Genomic DNA, 15636 nt, shown 5'->3' with positions numbered 1-15636 from the left:
TGAATAAAGTGACATTAAAACAAGGTTATTTAGTATTTGATATTGGCACAGGAAATGCTAGAGTAGCAATTGTTGCGACTACAGGTGAGGTTATAGCTGTCGAAAGAGAGGATATTCAGTATGAAACCGAATCTCTTTATCCAGATAGTCGTTATTTTTCACCTGATTTACTTTGGAGAAAACTTATTTTTTTAGCGAAAAAAGTAATCACAAGCGCACCTGATATTTCAATTAAGGCGATTACCTCGACAAGTCAACGCCAAGGGATTGTCTTACAGGATCGGGACGGGAACTCATTTATCGGCTTACCAAACATTGATAATCGTGGTCGTGAATGGGAACGTACATTGCCTGATCCAGAATTTATCTTTGAAACAACAGGTAGGTTACCTTCTGCCTTGTTTTCGGCTTTAAAGCTTGTTGCCCTTAAGAACCGACAGCCTATGTTATGGGATAAAATCGATACATTTACTAGTATTAGTGACTGGATTACTTATAAATTAAGTGGTGTCTTAGTCTATGAGCCATCCCAGGCAACAGAATCACTGCTATATGATGTTCAAAAAACAGATTGGTCTGATGTGATGTGTGAACAATTTGGGATTTCTAGAAAGTTTTTACCAGAAATTAAAGCATCTGGCACAATACTTGGTGAAATAACACCAACAATCGCAAATGAGTTAGGGTTAAAGAAGGATGTTTTGATTATTGTCGGTGGCGGAGATACTCAACTCGCAATTGAAAGTACATTTGCCGAAAATCGAGATGTCGTCATTGTATCAGGTACAACCACCCCTATTTGCAAAATGACAAATGAATATCGAGTGGATCATGAAAAAAGAGCTTGGACGAATGCTTATACACAAAAAAATACATGGCTACTTGAAACGAATCCAGGGATTACCGGACTAAATTATCAAAAATTAAAAGCTATTTTCTATCCTAATGAAAGTTATCAACAAATGGAAGATGAAATGAGTAAGCTCGAGAACATTGATTGTGTATCAGCGTTAGGTATGTATCTTACTGATGAGAAGAATGCTTCAAAGAAAGGCGGATTTATTTTCAATACTCCATTAGCACATGACTTAACTCGCGCTCATTTTGTCGCTTCTGCTTTATGGGAAATTGCTTGCACAATCAGGTGGCATTATGATCAATTATGTGAAGTAAGTTCTTTCGATTTACCATATGTGTGGGCATGTGGCGGCGGTTTTCAAAGTAGAACTTTAGCAAAATTTGTAGCCAATCTCTTACAAAAAGACGTATATATTCGTCAAGGATACAGTCAAGCATCTGCTGTTGGTGCCACTGTTATTTGCAACAAGACATTAGGATTAACTGACAAACTGTCAGATGAAATCAATATAATTAAGCCTGATATTCAACACAATGACGTTATGTATGAAGAGTGGAAAAAAGCACAACATTTTTTTTCTAAAATGAATGTAACCTATAACAAATAAAGTTACATTACTAAAAACAAGGTTTGGAGAGAAACGAATGTTAGATAAAATTGGAATACCTAAAAAATTAAGCTTTGGCTTTCTCGGCGTCATGCTCTTTATGATGGGAGATGGCCTCGAAGCTGGTTGGCTTAGTCCTTTCTTAATTGAAAACGGCTTGACTGTTCAGCAATCGGCATCAATATTTACTGTATACGGTATATCTTTAGCACTTTCTTCTTGGTTTTCGGGTGTTTGTTTAGAAGCATTTGGTGCTAAGCGTACAATGTCGATGGGATTATTATTCTATATCATCGGTACAGCTGGGTTTATCGTATTTGGTTTTGAATCAATGAATTATTCAGTTATGCTATTTTCATATTTTATAAAAGGTTTTGGCTACCCTCTTTTTGCTTATTCTTTTTTAACATGGGTTATTTACCGTACACCTAAAAATAGATTAAGTACAGCTGTGGGTTGGTTCTGGATTGCGTATTGTGCAGGAATGATGGTACTTGGCGCTTGGTATTCAAGTTATGCGATTAAATCATTTGGTTACATCAATACATTATGGACATCTATTTTCTGGGTATGTCTAGGTGCGTTTTTTGCTTTAGTTCTTACGAAAGACAAATTTGATAAGAAACAAACTTCGAGCAAAAAAGAAACACTCAATGAGCTTTTAAAGGGAATTACCATTGTGAAGTCGAACCCTCGAGTTGCTGCTGGAGGGGTTGTCAGAATTATCAATAGTTTAGGAACATATGGATTCCCAGTGTTTCTACCGATGCATATGGCAGAACACGGAATTGAAACAACTGTCTGGTTACAATTATGGGGAACAATTTTCTTAGGGAACATTCTTTTTAATTTAGTTTTTGGTTTTGTTGGAGACAAATTTGGTTGGAAAAATACAATCATCTGGTTTGGTGGAGTTGGTTGTGCAATATTCACAGTCCTTCTATATTACACACCAATTATCGCAAATGGAAACATTGTTGTAACTAGCATTGTTGGATTTATTTGGGGCGGTTTGTTAGCTGGTTACGTTCCAATTGGTGCATTAGTCCCAACTGTTGCAGGTAAGGACAAAGGAGCGGCTATGTCGATTTTAAATCTTTCTGCAGGTTTATCTTCATTTGTTGCGCCAGCTATTGCTTGGGCATTTATCGGTATCGTCGGAGCTGAAGGTGTTGTCTGGATCTTTGGAGCTCTTTATTTAGCTAGTGCCGTAATTGTTAAATTCATTCGTGTACCAGAAGAGGATGAAATGCGTAAAGAAACAAAAACACTTGCTTCATAAATTCTTATACAAAAAGGCGACTCATATGGGTCGCCTTTTTATTACATAACATCAGGCAATGATCTTGTATGGTTAAAATGTTATTCAAGATAATAAAAAGGATCACCTTGATCTTAAATTTAGCTTACGGTGCTCTTCTAGTTATTAGTTGGTTCCTCTTTATTCTACAGAGAAAATTCCAATGAGAACATTATACAAAATTCTCTAGATCACGATCGATTATACAATCTTCACATATACCATAGACATCAAATTTCTCTTCTGTATGCTCTTCCATCTTGCCACACACTTCACATATTTTTAGTACCATTTTTCCACCTCTTGAAAATTCTATTGTTTAAAGACTTAAATGGATGCTACACCTTCGTCAAAGAATTTTTAGCTTTACCTAAAGTATATTCAACTAAAGACCATTTCGATAAAGTATTTAATTAAGTATATTTAGGACCTACAAACCTATCATTCCTTTTTACACCTACTCCTAATCATTATCATTTTGAAATGAAACATACTATTTAGGCACATACTATAATCGGTGATGATAATGCCTTGTCGATCAAGCGATGAATTAAACACATTAGTAGCAAAAGCAAAAAAGTGCGCAAAAAGCGGAAAAGTTGCAGACTATATTCCTGCACTCGGAAAAGCTAACCAAGATGATTTGTCGATTGCCATACATTATCCTGACGGACGATGTATCTCAGCTGGATGTATTGAAAAACGTTTTACCCTACAAAGTATCTCAAAAGTAATCTGCTTGGCCCTCGTTTTGATTGACAGAGGCTCTAATTATGTATTTGAACATGTTGGTATGGAGCCCACAGGAGACCCCTTCAATTCGATTGCAAAATTAGAAACGATGTCTCCTTCAAAACCTTTAAATCCTATGATCAATGCAGGAGCACTAGTTGTTACTCATTTGATTAAGGGGAATTCTGTTGAAGAGAGATTTCAACGTCTTTTATCCTTTATTCACGAATTGACAAGCGATTCAACAATTAACTATTGTGAGGAGGTAGCACGCTCTGAATTTGAGACAGCACATTTGAACCGGGCTTTATGCTATTTTTTAAAGCAACATAATATTATTGAAGAAGATGTTGAACAATTAATGGAGTTATACACAAAACAGTGTGCTATTCAAATGAACGTATTAGATTTGGCGAGAATCGGACTAGTTTTTGCGTTGGATGGAGTTGATCCTCTTAGCGGCAAACAAATAATGCCTCCAGATGTCGCTCGAATTTGTAAAACGTTTATGGTTACATGTGGGATGTATAATGCCTCAGGAGAATTTGCCATCAAAATTGGCATACCTTCAAAAAGTGGAGTTTCAGGTGGAATAATGGGGGCAGTTCCCGGAAAATTTGGTATTGGGATTTTTGGTCCGTCCTTAGATGAGAAAGGAAACAGTATTGCAGGTATAAAATTGTTAGAATTATTATCAAAAAATTATAAGCTAAGTATGTTTTAAACTACTCTTTACTAGGAAATTCCCCAGAAACTATCTTGGGGAATTTCTTTTAACACTACCTCTTTTTATTTTATTACTCCTATAAACAAGTTTCTATTGTTGATTTAAAAACTTTCCATTACTCTTAATAATTAACCCCTCACCAAAAAGATTAATAGTTAAATTCAAATACAATTTTAATATAATTAAATTCTCTATTATCGTTTAATTTTTGTTGGAAAACACTGTTTTTTTATATAGCTTCGAGAGTTTTAGCTATATTAATTTTTGTTAGAAAAGATATCGTCTTTCATCTTTGATAATATTTGAAATAATGTTACAATAAGAAATATTAAAATTTTCTGAAGAATTTTAATGTAACTGTTAACTGGAGGGATTTATTTTGGCTGAACAACGTAGTAATATGATTAAACAAGGAATTGACCGTGCTCCACATAGAAGCTTACTTCGTGCTGCAGGTGTAAAAGAAGACGATTTTGACAAACCGTTTATTGCGGTTGTAAATTCATATATTGATATTGTTCCAGGACATGTACATTTACAAGAGTTCGGTAAAATTGTTAAAGACGCAATCCGTGAAGCTGGCGGTGTTCCTTTTGAAATGAACACAATTGGTGTTGATGATGGTATCGCAATGGGACATATCGGAATGAGATATTCGTTACCAAGTCGTGAAATCATTGCTGATTCTGTAGAAACAGTTGTTTCAGCACACTGGTTTGATGGAATGGTTTGTATTGGAAACTGTGACAAAATTACACCAGGAATGTTGATGGCGACACTTCGCGTGAATATTCCATCAATTTTTGTAAGTGGCGGACCGATGAAAGCTGGTACAGACAGTGCTGGTAATGCACTTAACTTAAACTCTGTTTTCGAAGGTGTAGGAGCATACCAATCGGGTCAAATTGATGAAGCAAGATTAAAAGAGATTGAGTCAGTTGCATGCCCTACATGTGGATCATGTTCAGGAATGTTTACAGCAAACTCTATGAACTGCTTAGCAGAAGGTTTAGGACTTGCTCTTCCTGGAAATGGTACAATTTTAGCGGTAGCTCCAGAACGTAAGGAATTTGTTAAACGCTCTGCTAAACAATTAATGGAGCTTATTAAAAAGGATATTAAGCCTCGTGATATCGTAACAATCGATGCGATTGATAACGCATTTGCTTTAGACATGGCTATGGGTGGTTCAACGAACACTGTTCTCCACACATTAGCATTGGCACATGAAGCAGAAATTGAATATTCATTGGAACGTATAAATGAAATTGCAAGTCGTGTTCCACATCTTGCAAAAATTGCTCCAGCATCAGATTATCATATTGAGGATGTTCATAATGCGGGAGGCGTAAGTGCCATCATTAATGAGGTTCTTAAAAAGCCAGGTGCTATTAATGGAGATTGTCTAACTGTAACAGGAAAAACATTACGAGAAAATGTGGCAGGAGCAGATATTCTTGACAAGAATGTCATTCGTCCTTTAGACAACCCACATTCTGAGCGAGGTGGACTTGCTGTATTATTTGGTAACTTAGCGCCAGATGGTGCGGTTATAAAAGTTGGTGCAGTTGACCCAGCAGTTGGTGGCTATCATAGAGGTCCTGCGATTTGTTTCGACTCTCAAGAGGAAGCACTTTCTGGAATTATAACTGGTGAAGTTAAAGAAGGCGATGTTGTGGTTATCCGCTATGAAGGTCCTAAAGGTGGACCAGGTATGCCAGAAATGCTTGCCCCTACTTCCCAAATTGTTGGAAGAGGCTTAGGAGCTAAGGTAGGTTTAATTACCGACGGACGTTTCTCAGGTGCATCTAGAGGTATTTCAATCGGTCATATTTCTCCAGAAGCAGCAGAAGGCGGCCCGATCGCATTTGTTGAAAATGGTGATATTATTGAACTGGACTTAAATAATCGTTCAATTCAACTAGAAATTTCAGATGAAGAATTTGAAAAACGCAGAGCTAACTGGAAAGGCTTTGAACCAAAAGTTAAAAAAGGTTATTTAGCACGCTACTCTAAGTTAGTTACATCCGCAAACACTGGTGGAGTAATGAAAATTTAATTTAAAATGCATCCTGCCAAAAGCCAAGTAATTTAAGGCTTTTGGTGGGTTTTTTTGTTGTTTTTTAAAGTTTATACCTCTCTCCTACTATTTTATACCTTAAGAAAAGGTACTAAAAATAAACCGACAAAAAATCTCTAATCGTTAAATCAGAGGTTTTTTGTCCAATTTTATTAATAAGTAAACCTTTACAACTCGTCAAATTTCTAACTCTTTATTTTGTAATTTTTATGATTTACAATGGTTTTAAGTGGTTCATCTTTTGCTGAAGTACCGTACTGAACCATAACGGAATTTTCCCTAATACCAGAAACAACACCTTCTATCGACTTACCTTCCCTTTTAAAGGAAATTACATCGCCAATTTTTGCAATGGCCATTCAATCACCTCGACTTATATAATGTCCAATATAACTAAAAAATACTTTTCTTCTTAAATTAATTTATAAGTAATTTTACTCATAAAACGGAATGATTTCCCTTAAAAATAATACCGAATGTTTGTGCTTCAACTTAACTTTAACAGTATGCGAAAAGGTTTATTTGGAAAACTAACTATAGGGATTAACCAAGATGAAAAGAAATAAATAGCCGTCAAGGTATGTATTTACCAAAGCCGGCTAATTCATAATTATTCATTTTGTTGAATTATAGTCCATTCAATCTTTCAACTGAACTTTCCGAAAAAAGTTACAGTCTGATTCATGCTTGCTCATTGAAATTATTATATACTAGGCGCTTCCATTCCCATTTGGCTCCATTCTTCTCTTGATGGTCCATACACTCCCGGAACCTTCAAGCCAGCTTGTCGCATAAGAACTGTTATTTGACCACGATGATGAATGATATGTTTGATTAGTAGAGAAAGCGTTACAGCCTTAGGCATTTCTCTCCCAAACACATTTTTCATTTCACTTAATGATTGGTCTGTCCACTGTTGCTTTATAGCGTCACTAGTATCCGCACTTACTCTGCGAAATGTCTCAGCGATTTCTTTAGCTTTGGATGGGATGTTGTTTGAGTCTTTTATTCCTTCAACCGTAATTCCAAACTCAATAAGCATTCCAGGTGTACTAGTTACAATATGCCAGGCAATTGATCCTAAAGTACGATCATCAGGTGAAACTTCTTGTTGAAGAGAAGGATCTGTCAGTGCATCTAATACCTTTTGAGTTAAAGCAGCCTCTTGATTCCATTCTTCGATAAATTCAGTTATAGAAGTATACATATTTTTGCCTCCATGTTCTGTTTTTTTAAATTTTCTATTAACGTGCATAGTATAGCATTTTTTACCAAGATTACAACGATTCTTTTATAAAGGCTCTTTTCTAAAAGATTGTTGTTTTTGAACAAAACTGATTAGGTTGATTGGAACGGATATGCGAGACTCCTGTGGGAGTAGCGGGACAGATGAGACCCCGCAGGCGCTTCGCGCTGAGGAGGCTCATCGCCCGCCCCACGGAAAGCGAGCATCCTGGAGCGCCAATCAACCAATCCAATACTATTTTAAAAGAAACAAAGTTTGCGAAAACAGCCTTTATAAAACATATATTAAGTCTGATGATAGACTTCTAAAAAGCAGTCCACAAAAAATCTATGAACTGCTTCTATAATAAATTTATTTTTTTAAAACAAAATGAATTGGCTTAGTACTTATTAAAACTCTGGTAACGAATTCAAGTTATTTTCCTTGATTCCATCCGGTTCACTGCGCAATATATCACGACCATATTTATGAAAAACATCTACATGCGCTAGTTTACCAGCCTTTGCTTCAGATAGTGCTTCTAAATAATCTAACTCTCTCCCGGATTCTGTTTGAAAGCCAATCAAATCACCATCATCATTCTTTCGGACTGCTATTATCTTTTCTTGATTTGGATTACGATTTGTTGCATTTTCTTCGTTAATCTCGTTTACATTTGTTTGATTTTGATACTGATCATAAGCTTGCTTGAAACGATCCATATTATCACCTCATTATTTGTATTTCCTCAAATGTTTTGTTTTATGCTATAAATACACAATCAGTATCTTCTATTTAAGCAAACAAAAAGCTCAGTGAATTATTTTCTCCACTGAGCTTTCATATAATGAGTGTCATACCTGGAGCATCAAGTTCTCTTTCCTCAAAGCCTAATTTTTTATAGAAGTGCTGTTTTCCTTTCGCTGAAAAAAGTTGAATAGATTGAATGCCACTTTCTTTGCATTTCGTTAATAGTTCTTCAATAATTTGTTTACCTAGTCCTTGCTTTTGATAAGTTGGATCAACCATCACATCACAAATTAACGCTTGATAAACACCATCAGAGATCATTCGACCAAAAGCAATAAGTTTGTCTTGATCATAGATTGAAATATGATACCAACTATTATTTGCTGCTTGATATAATTGTTCTCTTGTATAGCATCCCTTTTTACTTTTTATTAACCCACTTGCTTCATGAAGGTTGACAAATTGTTCAAATGTTGGAAGTTTATCTGTTATATATGAATTCATTATTATCACCTTTTAAGATTTTGATTTTTTATCTATAACTATATTTATACAACATAGTGAATAAAAATTCAATATTAAATAAAAATAGTATGTTAAATTAAAAAGTATTTTTTTGGTTTTTTCCACATAAAAAATAGACGGGTTGCCCCGCCTACCGATTTATTAGGAAACTGCTGATTTATCTTCATTCTTTGCTATCGTTTTTAACTCTGGTTTTTTCTCTTCCTCTTTATCTTCTGAAACTAATCCCTTTGTCGCGCTTTTGAATTCTGTTAGTGTACGTCCAAATGCTCGGCCAATTTCTGGAAGCTTTGAAGGTCCAAAGATAATCAGCGCTATGACAAGGACTAAAATTAAGCCAGGGATTCCAATGTTCGAAATCAATACGATCAACTCCTAAAATATAATTTATGTAATGCATGAAAACTGGAAATAAGTCAAATTAATGGGTTACCTTTTCTCGTTTTTTCTCCATTTGTTTTTCATGTGCACGGCCATGCGCTTTGTTGCGGTCTTCTTCCACTTCCTTAGAAACTTTTACACCTTGTGGAATTGCATTTGCTTCTACTTCTTTTAATCCCTTGCCGTCTCTTTCATAAACAAATGAAGCTCTTGTTGAAATGTCTGCTCCCGGTTCTGTTACGAATGGAACAACACGGTAATCAGCCTGCCATTTTTCCGGTGTGACAGTACAACGAACATAACCACGATAATCGTTAAAGAATTTGATATGAGGATTTCTTGTTAAAATGCGGTCAGTATCGGCTCTTTTATCAGCTCCGTTACCACCAGATGTAATAGAAGTTCCCACAAACTCTGCTCCAATTATTTTAGAGCTTTGATTATTATAATCAGTCATTAAATTAGCTGCCCAACTTGCATGCACATCCCCTGTCAGGACAATTAAATTATTCATGTTCTTATTGTTAACATAGTCTGTAATACGCTTTCGTGTTGCTGGATAACCGTCCCATGAATCCATACTAAACGTTGGCGTTGTATCTGTGCCAAACTTTCTTTGAGCAAAGAAAATTTGTTGCGCTAAAACATTCCAATGAGAGTTTGAATTTCCTAGGTTTCCTAGCAGCCATTTTTCTTGGTCTTTTCCTAAACTGCTGCGGTTTGGATCCAATGATTCTTCCGTATGAGCTTTCGTCCCGTCTCCATTTGCTTGATCATCACGGTATTGACGCGTATCAAGCACATAGAAATCTGCTAAATTACCATATGTAAAATTTCGGTATAATTGCATATCAGCTCCGTTTGGTAAAGATGTTCTACGGAGTGGCATATGTTCATAATAAGATTGGTATGCTGCTGCACGACGTTTGATAAATGCTTCAACCGATTGACCTTTTTCTGGGATTACATTTGCATAATTGTTTTCTACCTCATGGTCGTCCCAAGTTACAACCCATGGAAATGCAGCATGGGCTGCCTTTAAATTCGCATCAGAACGGTATTGAGCATGACGGTTTCGGTAATCTTCAAGGGTGATAATTTCTGGACCGCTATGTGTACGTACATTTCCCGTTCCTGCAACATATTCATTTGGGCCGTACTCATAAATATAGTCTCCAAGATGAAAAACAAGGTCGAGTTCTTCTTTTGCCATATGCTCATAAGCTGTATAGTAGCCATGTTCATATTGTTGACAGGAAGCAAATGCAAATGTCATTTTAGCAATGTTCTCACCTGCCGTTGGAAGGGTTTTTGTTTTTCCTACTGGACTTAATTCATGACCAGTTTTAAAACGATAATAATAGATCATGTTAGGTTCAAGTCCATCGACCTCTGCATGAACTGAATGGGCTAGTTCAGCTCTCGCTATTTCCGTTCCTCGTTTGATAATATGACGAAAGTGCTCATCTTTTGAAATTTCCCATTTAACAGGTACTGATTGATGTTGCATTCCTCCACCATTAAGTGGATCTGGAGCAAGCCTTGTCCATAATACTATACTATCTGATAGTGGGTCCCCGGAGGCAACCCCAAGTGTAAATGGATAGCTTTGGAATTTCGGTGCAGCATTTACCCTTGATTCACCTAAACCCATTGACTGAGCGATTGTAAGTCCTAGCGAAAGTCCCGCAATTTTCCCGGCTCCCTGAAGAAAGTTACGTCGATTAAATTCCTTCTTTTCAAAACTATCATTTGTCAATTTCTCAATCAATTCGTCAATCGGTCTATTAGTCATTATCAATTTCCCCTCTCAAATAAAATCATGAATCGACATTTATTATAGGGATCATTTGTTAATGAATTATTAATAAATGTAAAGAAGAAAAGAAATTCAAAAAAATATTTGAGTAATATGTACCAATACTTTTTAATCATCATGAGAAGGTTGAATGAAAACAACTAGGAAAAAATAAAAATAATTTTATATTTATGATAAATTGTGACAAATCCCCTACAAATTCGAGGACCATCATTCCTGGATTTTTTAACATTTTCTTTAAAAAAATATAACAATAGAAATTTAAAGAATATTTCAACTTAAATTGTTAATCTATAAAGTACGTAAACCAATCCTTTCTAGTAAATAGTTGTTTTTACAAGTACATATACTCAAAGGATTTATTCCTATAAATATGCTAAAATATATTAATTGACACGTCCTTAAGTGTAAAAAATAAAATAAGACATAAAGGAGTTGAAGTAAATGGATAAAGTAATATTTAATGGCAGGTTAACCGAAAGATCGCAAATAAATATCGATTTAGAGGACCGTGGCTACCAATTTGGAGACGGTGTTTATGAAGTAATACGTGTTTATAATGGATCTTTGTTTACTGGAGAAGAGCACTTGCAAAGACTTATTGAAAGTGCTGAAAGTATTCAGATTAAAGTTCCTTACTCAATTTCTGAAATGAAAAATCTGCTTTTGAAACTGATAGAAGAAAATAAGCTTTTCTCAGGAATTATTTACATACAAATTACTAGAGGTGTGTCACAAAGAAACCATTTGTTCCCGAGTGCTGATGTAGTACCGTCTTTTGTTGCTTATACCCGTGAACTACAAAGCCCTACTGAAGCAATGGAAAAAGGGGTACCAGCAATTACTTTGGAAGATATCCGCTGGCTTCGTTGTGATATCAAGAGCTTAAACTTACTACCTAATCTGCTTGCAAAGCAAAAGGCATCTGAAGCAGGTTGCTTTGAGGCACTTCAACATAGAAGTGGCACAGTTACTGAAGGTAGTTCTTCAAATGTTTCAATTGTTGTAGATGGCAAAATTAAGACACATCCAGCGACAAATCTAATTTTAAATGGCATTACACGCCAGGTATTATTAGATATTAGCCGTAAAAACGGATTGGAAATAATAGAGGAAGCATTTTCGGTTGAAGAAATGTTACAGGCAGATGAAGTCTTCTTATCAGGAACGACAACAGAGATCATGCCGATCATCGAGATTGATAAACAAAAAATAGCGAATGGCCAACCAGGTCCTGTAACAAAACAGCTTCAAGTTTTATTTGAAGATAAGATTAAAGAACAATGTGGTTTGGATTTTAAAACTGTATAATGAATTTTCCCGGTTCAGCAATGCTGACCGGGAATAAATGATGCGAAGTATTCTTTTAAAAATTATCGTCGTTCGCTGACTGTTATAACCCTATTTTATTTGGTCCAGCGAACTAATGAGTGTTTCAATTACATAGTTTAAGTCTTTCTCTTCAATAGTTAATGGTGGTGAAAGCGTCAATACATTGTTAAACCCAGCAACGGTCATGCCATTCTTACCTATTATCACATTCTTTGCTTTACAGCTATTAATCACTTCGTTTACTTTACATACATCAAGTGGTTCTTTTGTTTGCTTATCCTTCACTAGTTCTATGCCAATTAACAAGCCTTTCCCACGGACATGACCAACGTATGGGTGGTTGTTCAATCGACCTTTTAATGTAGTTAATAGCTTGTCACCAAGTTTTTGTGATCGTTCAAAGAGATTTTCTTTTTCCATAATCTCAATATTTTTTAAAGCCAATGCACATGCTGCAGGATTTCCTCCAAATGTATTAATATGACGAAAAAATTCATATTGCTCGGCTCCATTAAATGCTTCATATATTTCTCTACGAACTGCTGTTGCGGATAATGGCAGGTACGCACTTGTTAAGCCTTTTGCCATCGTTATAATGTCTGGCTTTACCCCATAATTCATAAAGCCAAAAGGTTTCCCAGTACGACCAAATCCGCAGATAACTTCATCAGCAATGAGAAGTGCCCCGTGCTTTTCACACACGTTTTTAACACCCTTCATATAATGATCATTCGGTACTAAGATTCCTCCTCCTGTAATAATTGGTTCCATAATCATGGCGGCTATTGTTTCACTTTGCTCCCAAGTCATGATTCGATCCACTTCTTTTACTGAGCTTAACTCTTGTGGATTTGTTATATGTTCATCTTCATCACGATAAACATCAGGTGGTGTCACATGAAGAAATCCTGGTGATAAAGGCTCATATTTATATTTACGTTCAGCTTGACCAGTTGCAGCTAGGGCGCCCATTGAACTTCCGTGATAGCCACGGTATCTAGCGACAATTTTATAGCGATGATGGTCACCTCGCTGTTGATGGTATTGTCGAGCTATTTTAAAGGCTGCTTCATTTGCTTCTGATCCACTATTGGAGAAAAAGATAACATAATCTTCACCGAGCATTTCGTTTAGCTTTTCCGCTAATTGAATAGCTTTTACATGGCTTTGTGTTAATGGGAAATATGCCATCTCTTTTAATTGTTCATATGCTGCATCTGCTAATTCTTTTCTTCCATATCCCACATTTACACACCACAAACCCGCCATAGCATCAATATATCTTTTTCCATCATAATCTGTTACCCATGAGCCCTCAGCCTTTGTTACTACCATTGTGTTTGTTGGGCTATATGGCTTCATTGAATGCCATACATGTTTTTCATCTTTAGATAATAGCATTTCCTGCTGATCTGTACGTGCCATTTTTATCCCTCCTTTGTTCTCTTAAAAATCAAAACGCGATGTGATCATTTTCTTACGTGTAAAAAAGTTAATCCCATCTTTCCCATTTACATGTAAATCACCATAGAAGGAGTTTTTCCATCCTGAAAATGGGAAGAAGGCCATTGTGGCTGGAACACCAACGTTTATACCAAGCATTCCAGCATCTGCATCCTCACGGAATTGTCTAATTGCTTTTGCATCCTTCGTATAAATCGTTGCCCCATTCCCAAAACGAGATTTCCGAAGATGCTCTAATCCTTCCGCTAAATCTTTCGCACGAAGAAGACTTAAGACAGGTGCAAAAATTTCATCTTTGGCAATCGTCATCTCTGGGGTAACATGATCAAAAATCGTCGGGCCAATAAAATTCCCTTTAGGCATTTCATCCATTTCTTTCCGACCATCTCGAATAAGCGTAGCACCTTCATGGATTCCTTTTTCAATGTAACCAACGACTTTCTCCATATGCTCTTGACGTATAACCGGTGTTAAAAGAACATCTTCATCCATTCCACTTCCAATAATCAATTCATTTGCCTTTTGACGTAATACTGTAATAAATTCATCATTTTCACCTATGATCACTACAGCACTACATGCCATGCAGCGCTGTCCAGCACTTCCAAACGCTGACGCAATGATATGTTGAGCTGCTTTTTCAATATCCGCATCTGGCATAACAAAGTGATGATTTTTCGCGCCTGACAATGCTTGAACTCGTTTCCCTTCAGCAGCAGCTCTTTCGTATACATATTTGGCGACAGGCTGAGACCCAACAAACGATATGGCTGCAATATCTTCATGTTCAAGCAACCCATTCACTACATCATGTGCCCCATGCACCACATTTAGGACACCAGCTGGCGCACCTGCTTCTGAAAACAGTTCCGCCAGTCTATTTGCTAAGATAGGGGTTCGTTCAGATGGTTTCAGTACAAAAGTGTTACCACAAGCAACGGCAAGAGGAAACATCCATAGAGGCACCATCATCGGGAAGTTAAACGGGGTAATACCTCCAACAACACCTAATGGATATCGAAACATTTCTGAATCAATCTCCTCAGCTATTCCTGAAAGTGTTTCCCCCATCATTAGGGATGGTGCACCAGCTGCGAATTCAACACATTCAATTCCACGTTGTACCTCACCATATGCTTCTTTATACGCCTTTCCATTCTCTTGAACTATTAATTTTGCTAGTTTCTCATGGTTGTTAGTTAATAAATGATGAAAGGTAAACATAATTCTAGCTCTCTTAGGTACTGGGGTATTCTTCCACGAGTGAAATGCCTCTTTTGCAGCTCTTACAGCACTGGCTACATCATCTTTTGTTGAAATTGGGACATTTACAAGAGTTTCATTTGTTGCGGGATTTAAAACTTGTTTTGACTTTTCACCAATGGAATCAACCATCTGGCCACCGATATAATTTTTCAAAAGAGATGTGTTTTTTTTTGTAAGAGACACCTTAATTCCCCCTTAAAGTTGTTCTATTCTTCTATTAATCTTCTTGAATGGAGGTACTTCTTAAACATTTTTTCTTATTTTAAGACTTAGGAAAAAGGATCGGCCTTAAAAAGACCCATCCTATGCTAGAGCTTTACATTCAGAGCTTTTGCGTCAACATGATAGCTGAAAAATACTTTCTTGCTTCAGCGGTCAATATGTGTAGGGTTTCTGTCTCCTTTTCTTCATGTTCACCTTTTTCAAATTGTAAATAAGCACCACTCAAATTTTCTAAAACCCCTTTTATGCAGTAGCCCTTTTGGATTAAATAATCTATTTTCTCTCTCTCTGCTAAATATTGTTGATAGTCAGACACCGTTTTCTCCCCCTACTCCTTACATACTAGT

Annotated in this window: 14 protein-coding genes; 5 read left to right on the top strand and 9 right to left on the bottom strand. The window is 36.4% G+C overall.

The annotated features are described in order from the left end of the window. Window positions 1-8: 8 nt before the first annotated feature. The 4 genes from WCV66_RS15815 (at window position 9) to ilvD (ending at window position 6284) form a co-directional block, all read left to right on the top strand. Entirely contained in the window at window positions 9-1466 is a 1458-nt protein-coding gene (locus WCV66_RS15815; protein WP_338786029.1) for an FGGY-family carbohydrate kinase, read from the top strand. Window positions 1467-1503: 37 nt separating this feature from the next. Further along, the gene (locus tag WCV66_RS15810; RefSeq protein WP_066339340.1) at window positions 1504-2748 is read left to right on the top strand and encodes an RbtT/DalT/CsbX family MFS transporter; all 1245 of its coding nucleotides are present in this window, start codon (window positions 1504-1506) and stop codon (window positions 2746-2748) included. 544 nt (window positions 2749-3292) lie between these two features. Further along, window positions 3293-4222, top strand: coding sequence for a glutaminase A (glsA, locus tag WCV66_RS15805; protein ID WP_338786028.1), 930 nt, complete (start codon window positions 3293-3295; stop codon window positions 4220-4222). A gap of 403 nt (window positions 4223-4625) precedes the next feature. Beyond that, window positions 4626-6284, top strand: a complete 1659-nt coding sequence (ilvD, locus tag WCV66_RS15800) for a dihydroxy-acid dehydratase (protein WP_185654112.1) — start codon at window positions 4626-4628, stop codon at window positions 6282-6284. Window positions 6285-6490: 206 nt separating this feature from the next. Here the strand turns inward: ilvD and WCV66_RS15795 are convergent, their stop codons facing one another. The 6 genes from WCV66_RS15795 to WCV66_RS15770 all read right to left on the bottom strand — a co-directional run bounded on the left by WCV66_RS15795 (window position 6491) and on the right by WCV66_RS15770 (window position 10981). Continuing rightward, window positions 6491-6664 (bottom strand): DUF2187 family protein, encoded by a 174-nt coding sequence (locus WCV66_RS15795; RefSeq protein ID WP_066339346.1) that lies wholly within the window; start codon window positions 6662-6664, stop codon window positions 6491-6493. Between the two features lie 344 nt (window positions 6665-7008). Continuing rightward, window positions 7009-7512: a DinB family protein gene (locus WCV66_RS15790; protein WP_338786027.1), complete on the bottom strand. Its 504-nt coding sequence runs from the start codon at window positions 7510-7512 to the stop codon at window positions 7009-7011. 428 nt (window positions 7513-7940) lie between these two features. Next, a complete protein-coding gene (locus WCV66_RS15785; protein WP_338786026.1) occupies window positions 7941-8252 on the bottom strand; it encodes a DUF3892 domain-containing protein in 312 nt (103 codons plus the stop codon). 118 nt (window positions 8253-8370) lie between these two features. Then, complete coding sequence (locus WCV66_RS15780) at window positions 8371-8784, bottom strand: GNAT family N-acetyltransferase (protein ID WP_338786025.1); 414 nt, start codon at window positions 8782-8784, stop codon at window positions 8371-8373. A 162-nt stretch (window positions 8785-8946) separates the two neighbouring features. After that, window positions 8947-9168, bottom strand: a complete 222-nt coding sequence (locus WCV66_RS15775) for a twin-arginine translocase TatA/TatE family subunit (RefSeq protein WP_338786024.1) — start codon at window positions 9166-9168, stop codon at window positions 8947-8949. Between the two features lie 58 nt (window positions 9169-9226). Continuing rightward, the gene (locus WCV66_RS15770) at window positions 9227-10981 is read right to left on the bottom strand and encodes an alkaline phosphatase (RefSeq protein WP_338786023.1); all 1755 of its coding nucleotides are present in this window, start codon (window positions 10979-10981) and stop codon (window positions 9227-9229) included. 468 nt (window positions 10982-11449) lie between these two features. Here WCV66_RS15770 and dat point away from each other — a divergent pair, with 468 nt between their 5' ends. Next, window positions 11450-12316, top strand: a complete 867-nt coding sequence (gene dat, locus WCV66_RS15765) for a D-amino-acid transaminase (protein WP_338786022.1) — start codon at window positions 11450-11452, stop codon at window positions 12314-12316. Window positions 12317-12406: 90 nt separating this feature from the next. Here the strand turns inward: dat and WCV66_RS15760 are convergent, their stop codons facing one another. The 3 genes from WCV66_RS15760 to WCV66_RS15750 all read right to left on the bottom strand — a co-directional run bounded on the left by WCV66_RS15760 (window position 12407) and on the right by WCV66_RS15750 (window position 15605). Further along, window positions 12407-13762: an aspartate aminotransferase family protein gene (locus tag WCV66_RS15760; RefSeq protein ID WP_338786021.1), complete on the bottom strand. Its 1356-nt coding sequence runs from the start codon at window positions 13760-13762 to the stop codon at window positions 12407-12409. Between the two features lie 21 nt (window positions 13763-13783). Further along, a complete protein-coding gene (locus WCV66_RS15755) occupies window positions 13784-15250 on the bottom strand; it encodes a CoA-acylating methylmalonate-semialdehyde dehydrogenase (RefSeq protein ID WP_338786020.1) in 1467 nt (488 codons plus the stop codon). Window positions 15251-15389: 139 nt separating this feature from the next. After that, a complete protein-coding gene (locus WCV66_RS15750) occupies window positions 15390-15605 on the bottom strand; it encodes a hypothetical protein (protein ID WP_338786019.1) in 216 nt (71 codons plus the stop codon). Window positions 15606-15636 lie beyond the last annotated feature (31 nt).

The sequence above is a fragment of the Metabacillus rhizosphaerae genome (assembly GCF_037201795.1).
Classification (GTDB): domain Bacteria; phylum Bacillota; class Bacilli; order Bacillales; family Bacillaceae; genus Metabacillus; species Metabacillus rhizosphaerae.
The sequence above is the reverse complement of the archived record's forward strand: the minus strand, read 5'-3'. Positions and strand labels throughout refer to the sequence as shown.

Excerpts from the sequence above, each read along its gene's own strand:
- WCV66_RS15785 (WP_338786026.1), bottom strand. The coding sequence starts at position 8,252 with ATGGATCGTTTCAAGCAAGCTTATGATCAGTATCAAAATCAAACAAAT.
- glsA (WP_338786028.1), top strand. The coding sequence starts at position 3,293 with ATGCCTTGTCGATCAAGCGATGAATTAAACACATTAGTAGCAAAAGCA.
- ilvD (WP_185654112.1), top strand. The coding sequence starts at position 4,626 with ATGATTAAACAAGGAATTGACCGTGCTCCACATAGAAGCTTACTTCGT.
- WCV66_RS15790 (WP_338786027.1), bottom strand. The coding sequence starts at position 7,512 with ATGTATACTTCTATAACTGAATTTATCGAAGAATGGAATCAAGAGGCT.
- WCV66_RS15795 (WP_066339346.1), bottom strand. The coding sequence starts at position 6,664 with ATGGCCATTGCAAAAATTGGCGATGTAATTTCCTTTAAAAGGGAAGGT.
- WCV66_RS15770 (WP_338786023.1), bottom strand. The coding sequence starts at position 10,981 with ATGACTAATAGACCGATTGACGAATTGATTGAGAAATTGACAAATGAT.
- WCV66_RS15810 (WP_066339340.1), top strand. The coding sequence starts at position 1,504 with ATGTTAGATAAAATTGGAATACCTAAAAAATTAAGCTTTGGCTTTCTC.
- dat (WP_338786022.1), top strand. The coding sequence starts at position 11,450 with ATGGATAAAGTAATATTTAATGGCAGGTTAACCGAAAGATCGCAAATA.
- WCV66_RS15780 (WP_338786025.1), bottom strand. The coding sequence starts at position 8,784 with ATGAATTCATATATAACAGATAAACTTCCAACATTTGAACAATTTGTC.
- WCV66_RS15760 (WP_338786021.1), bottom strand. The coding sequence starts at position 13,762 with ATGGCACGTACAGATCAGCAGGAAATGCTATTATCTAAAGATGAAAAA.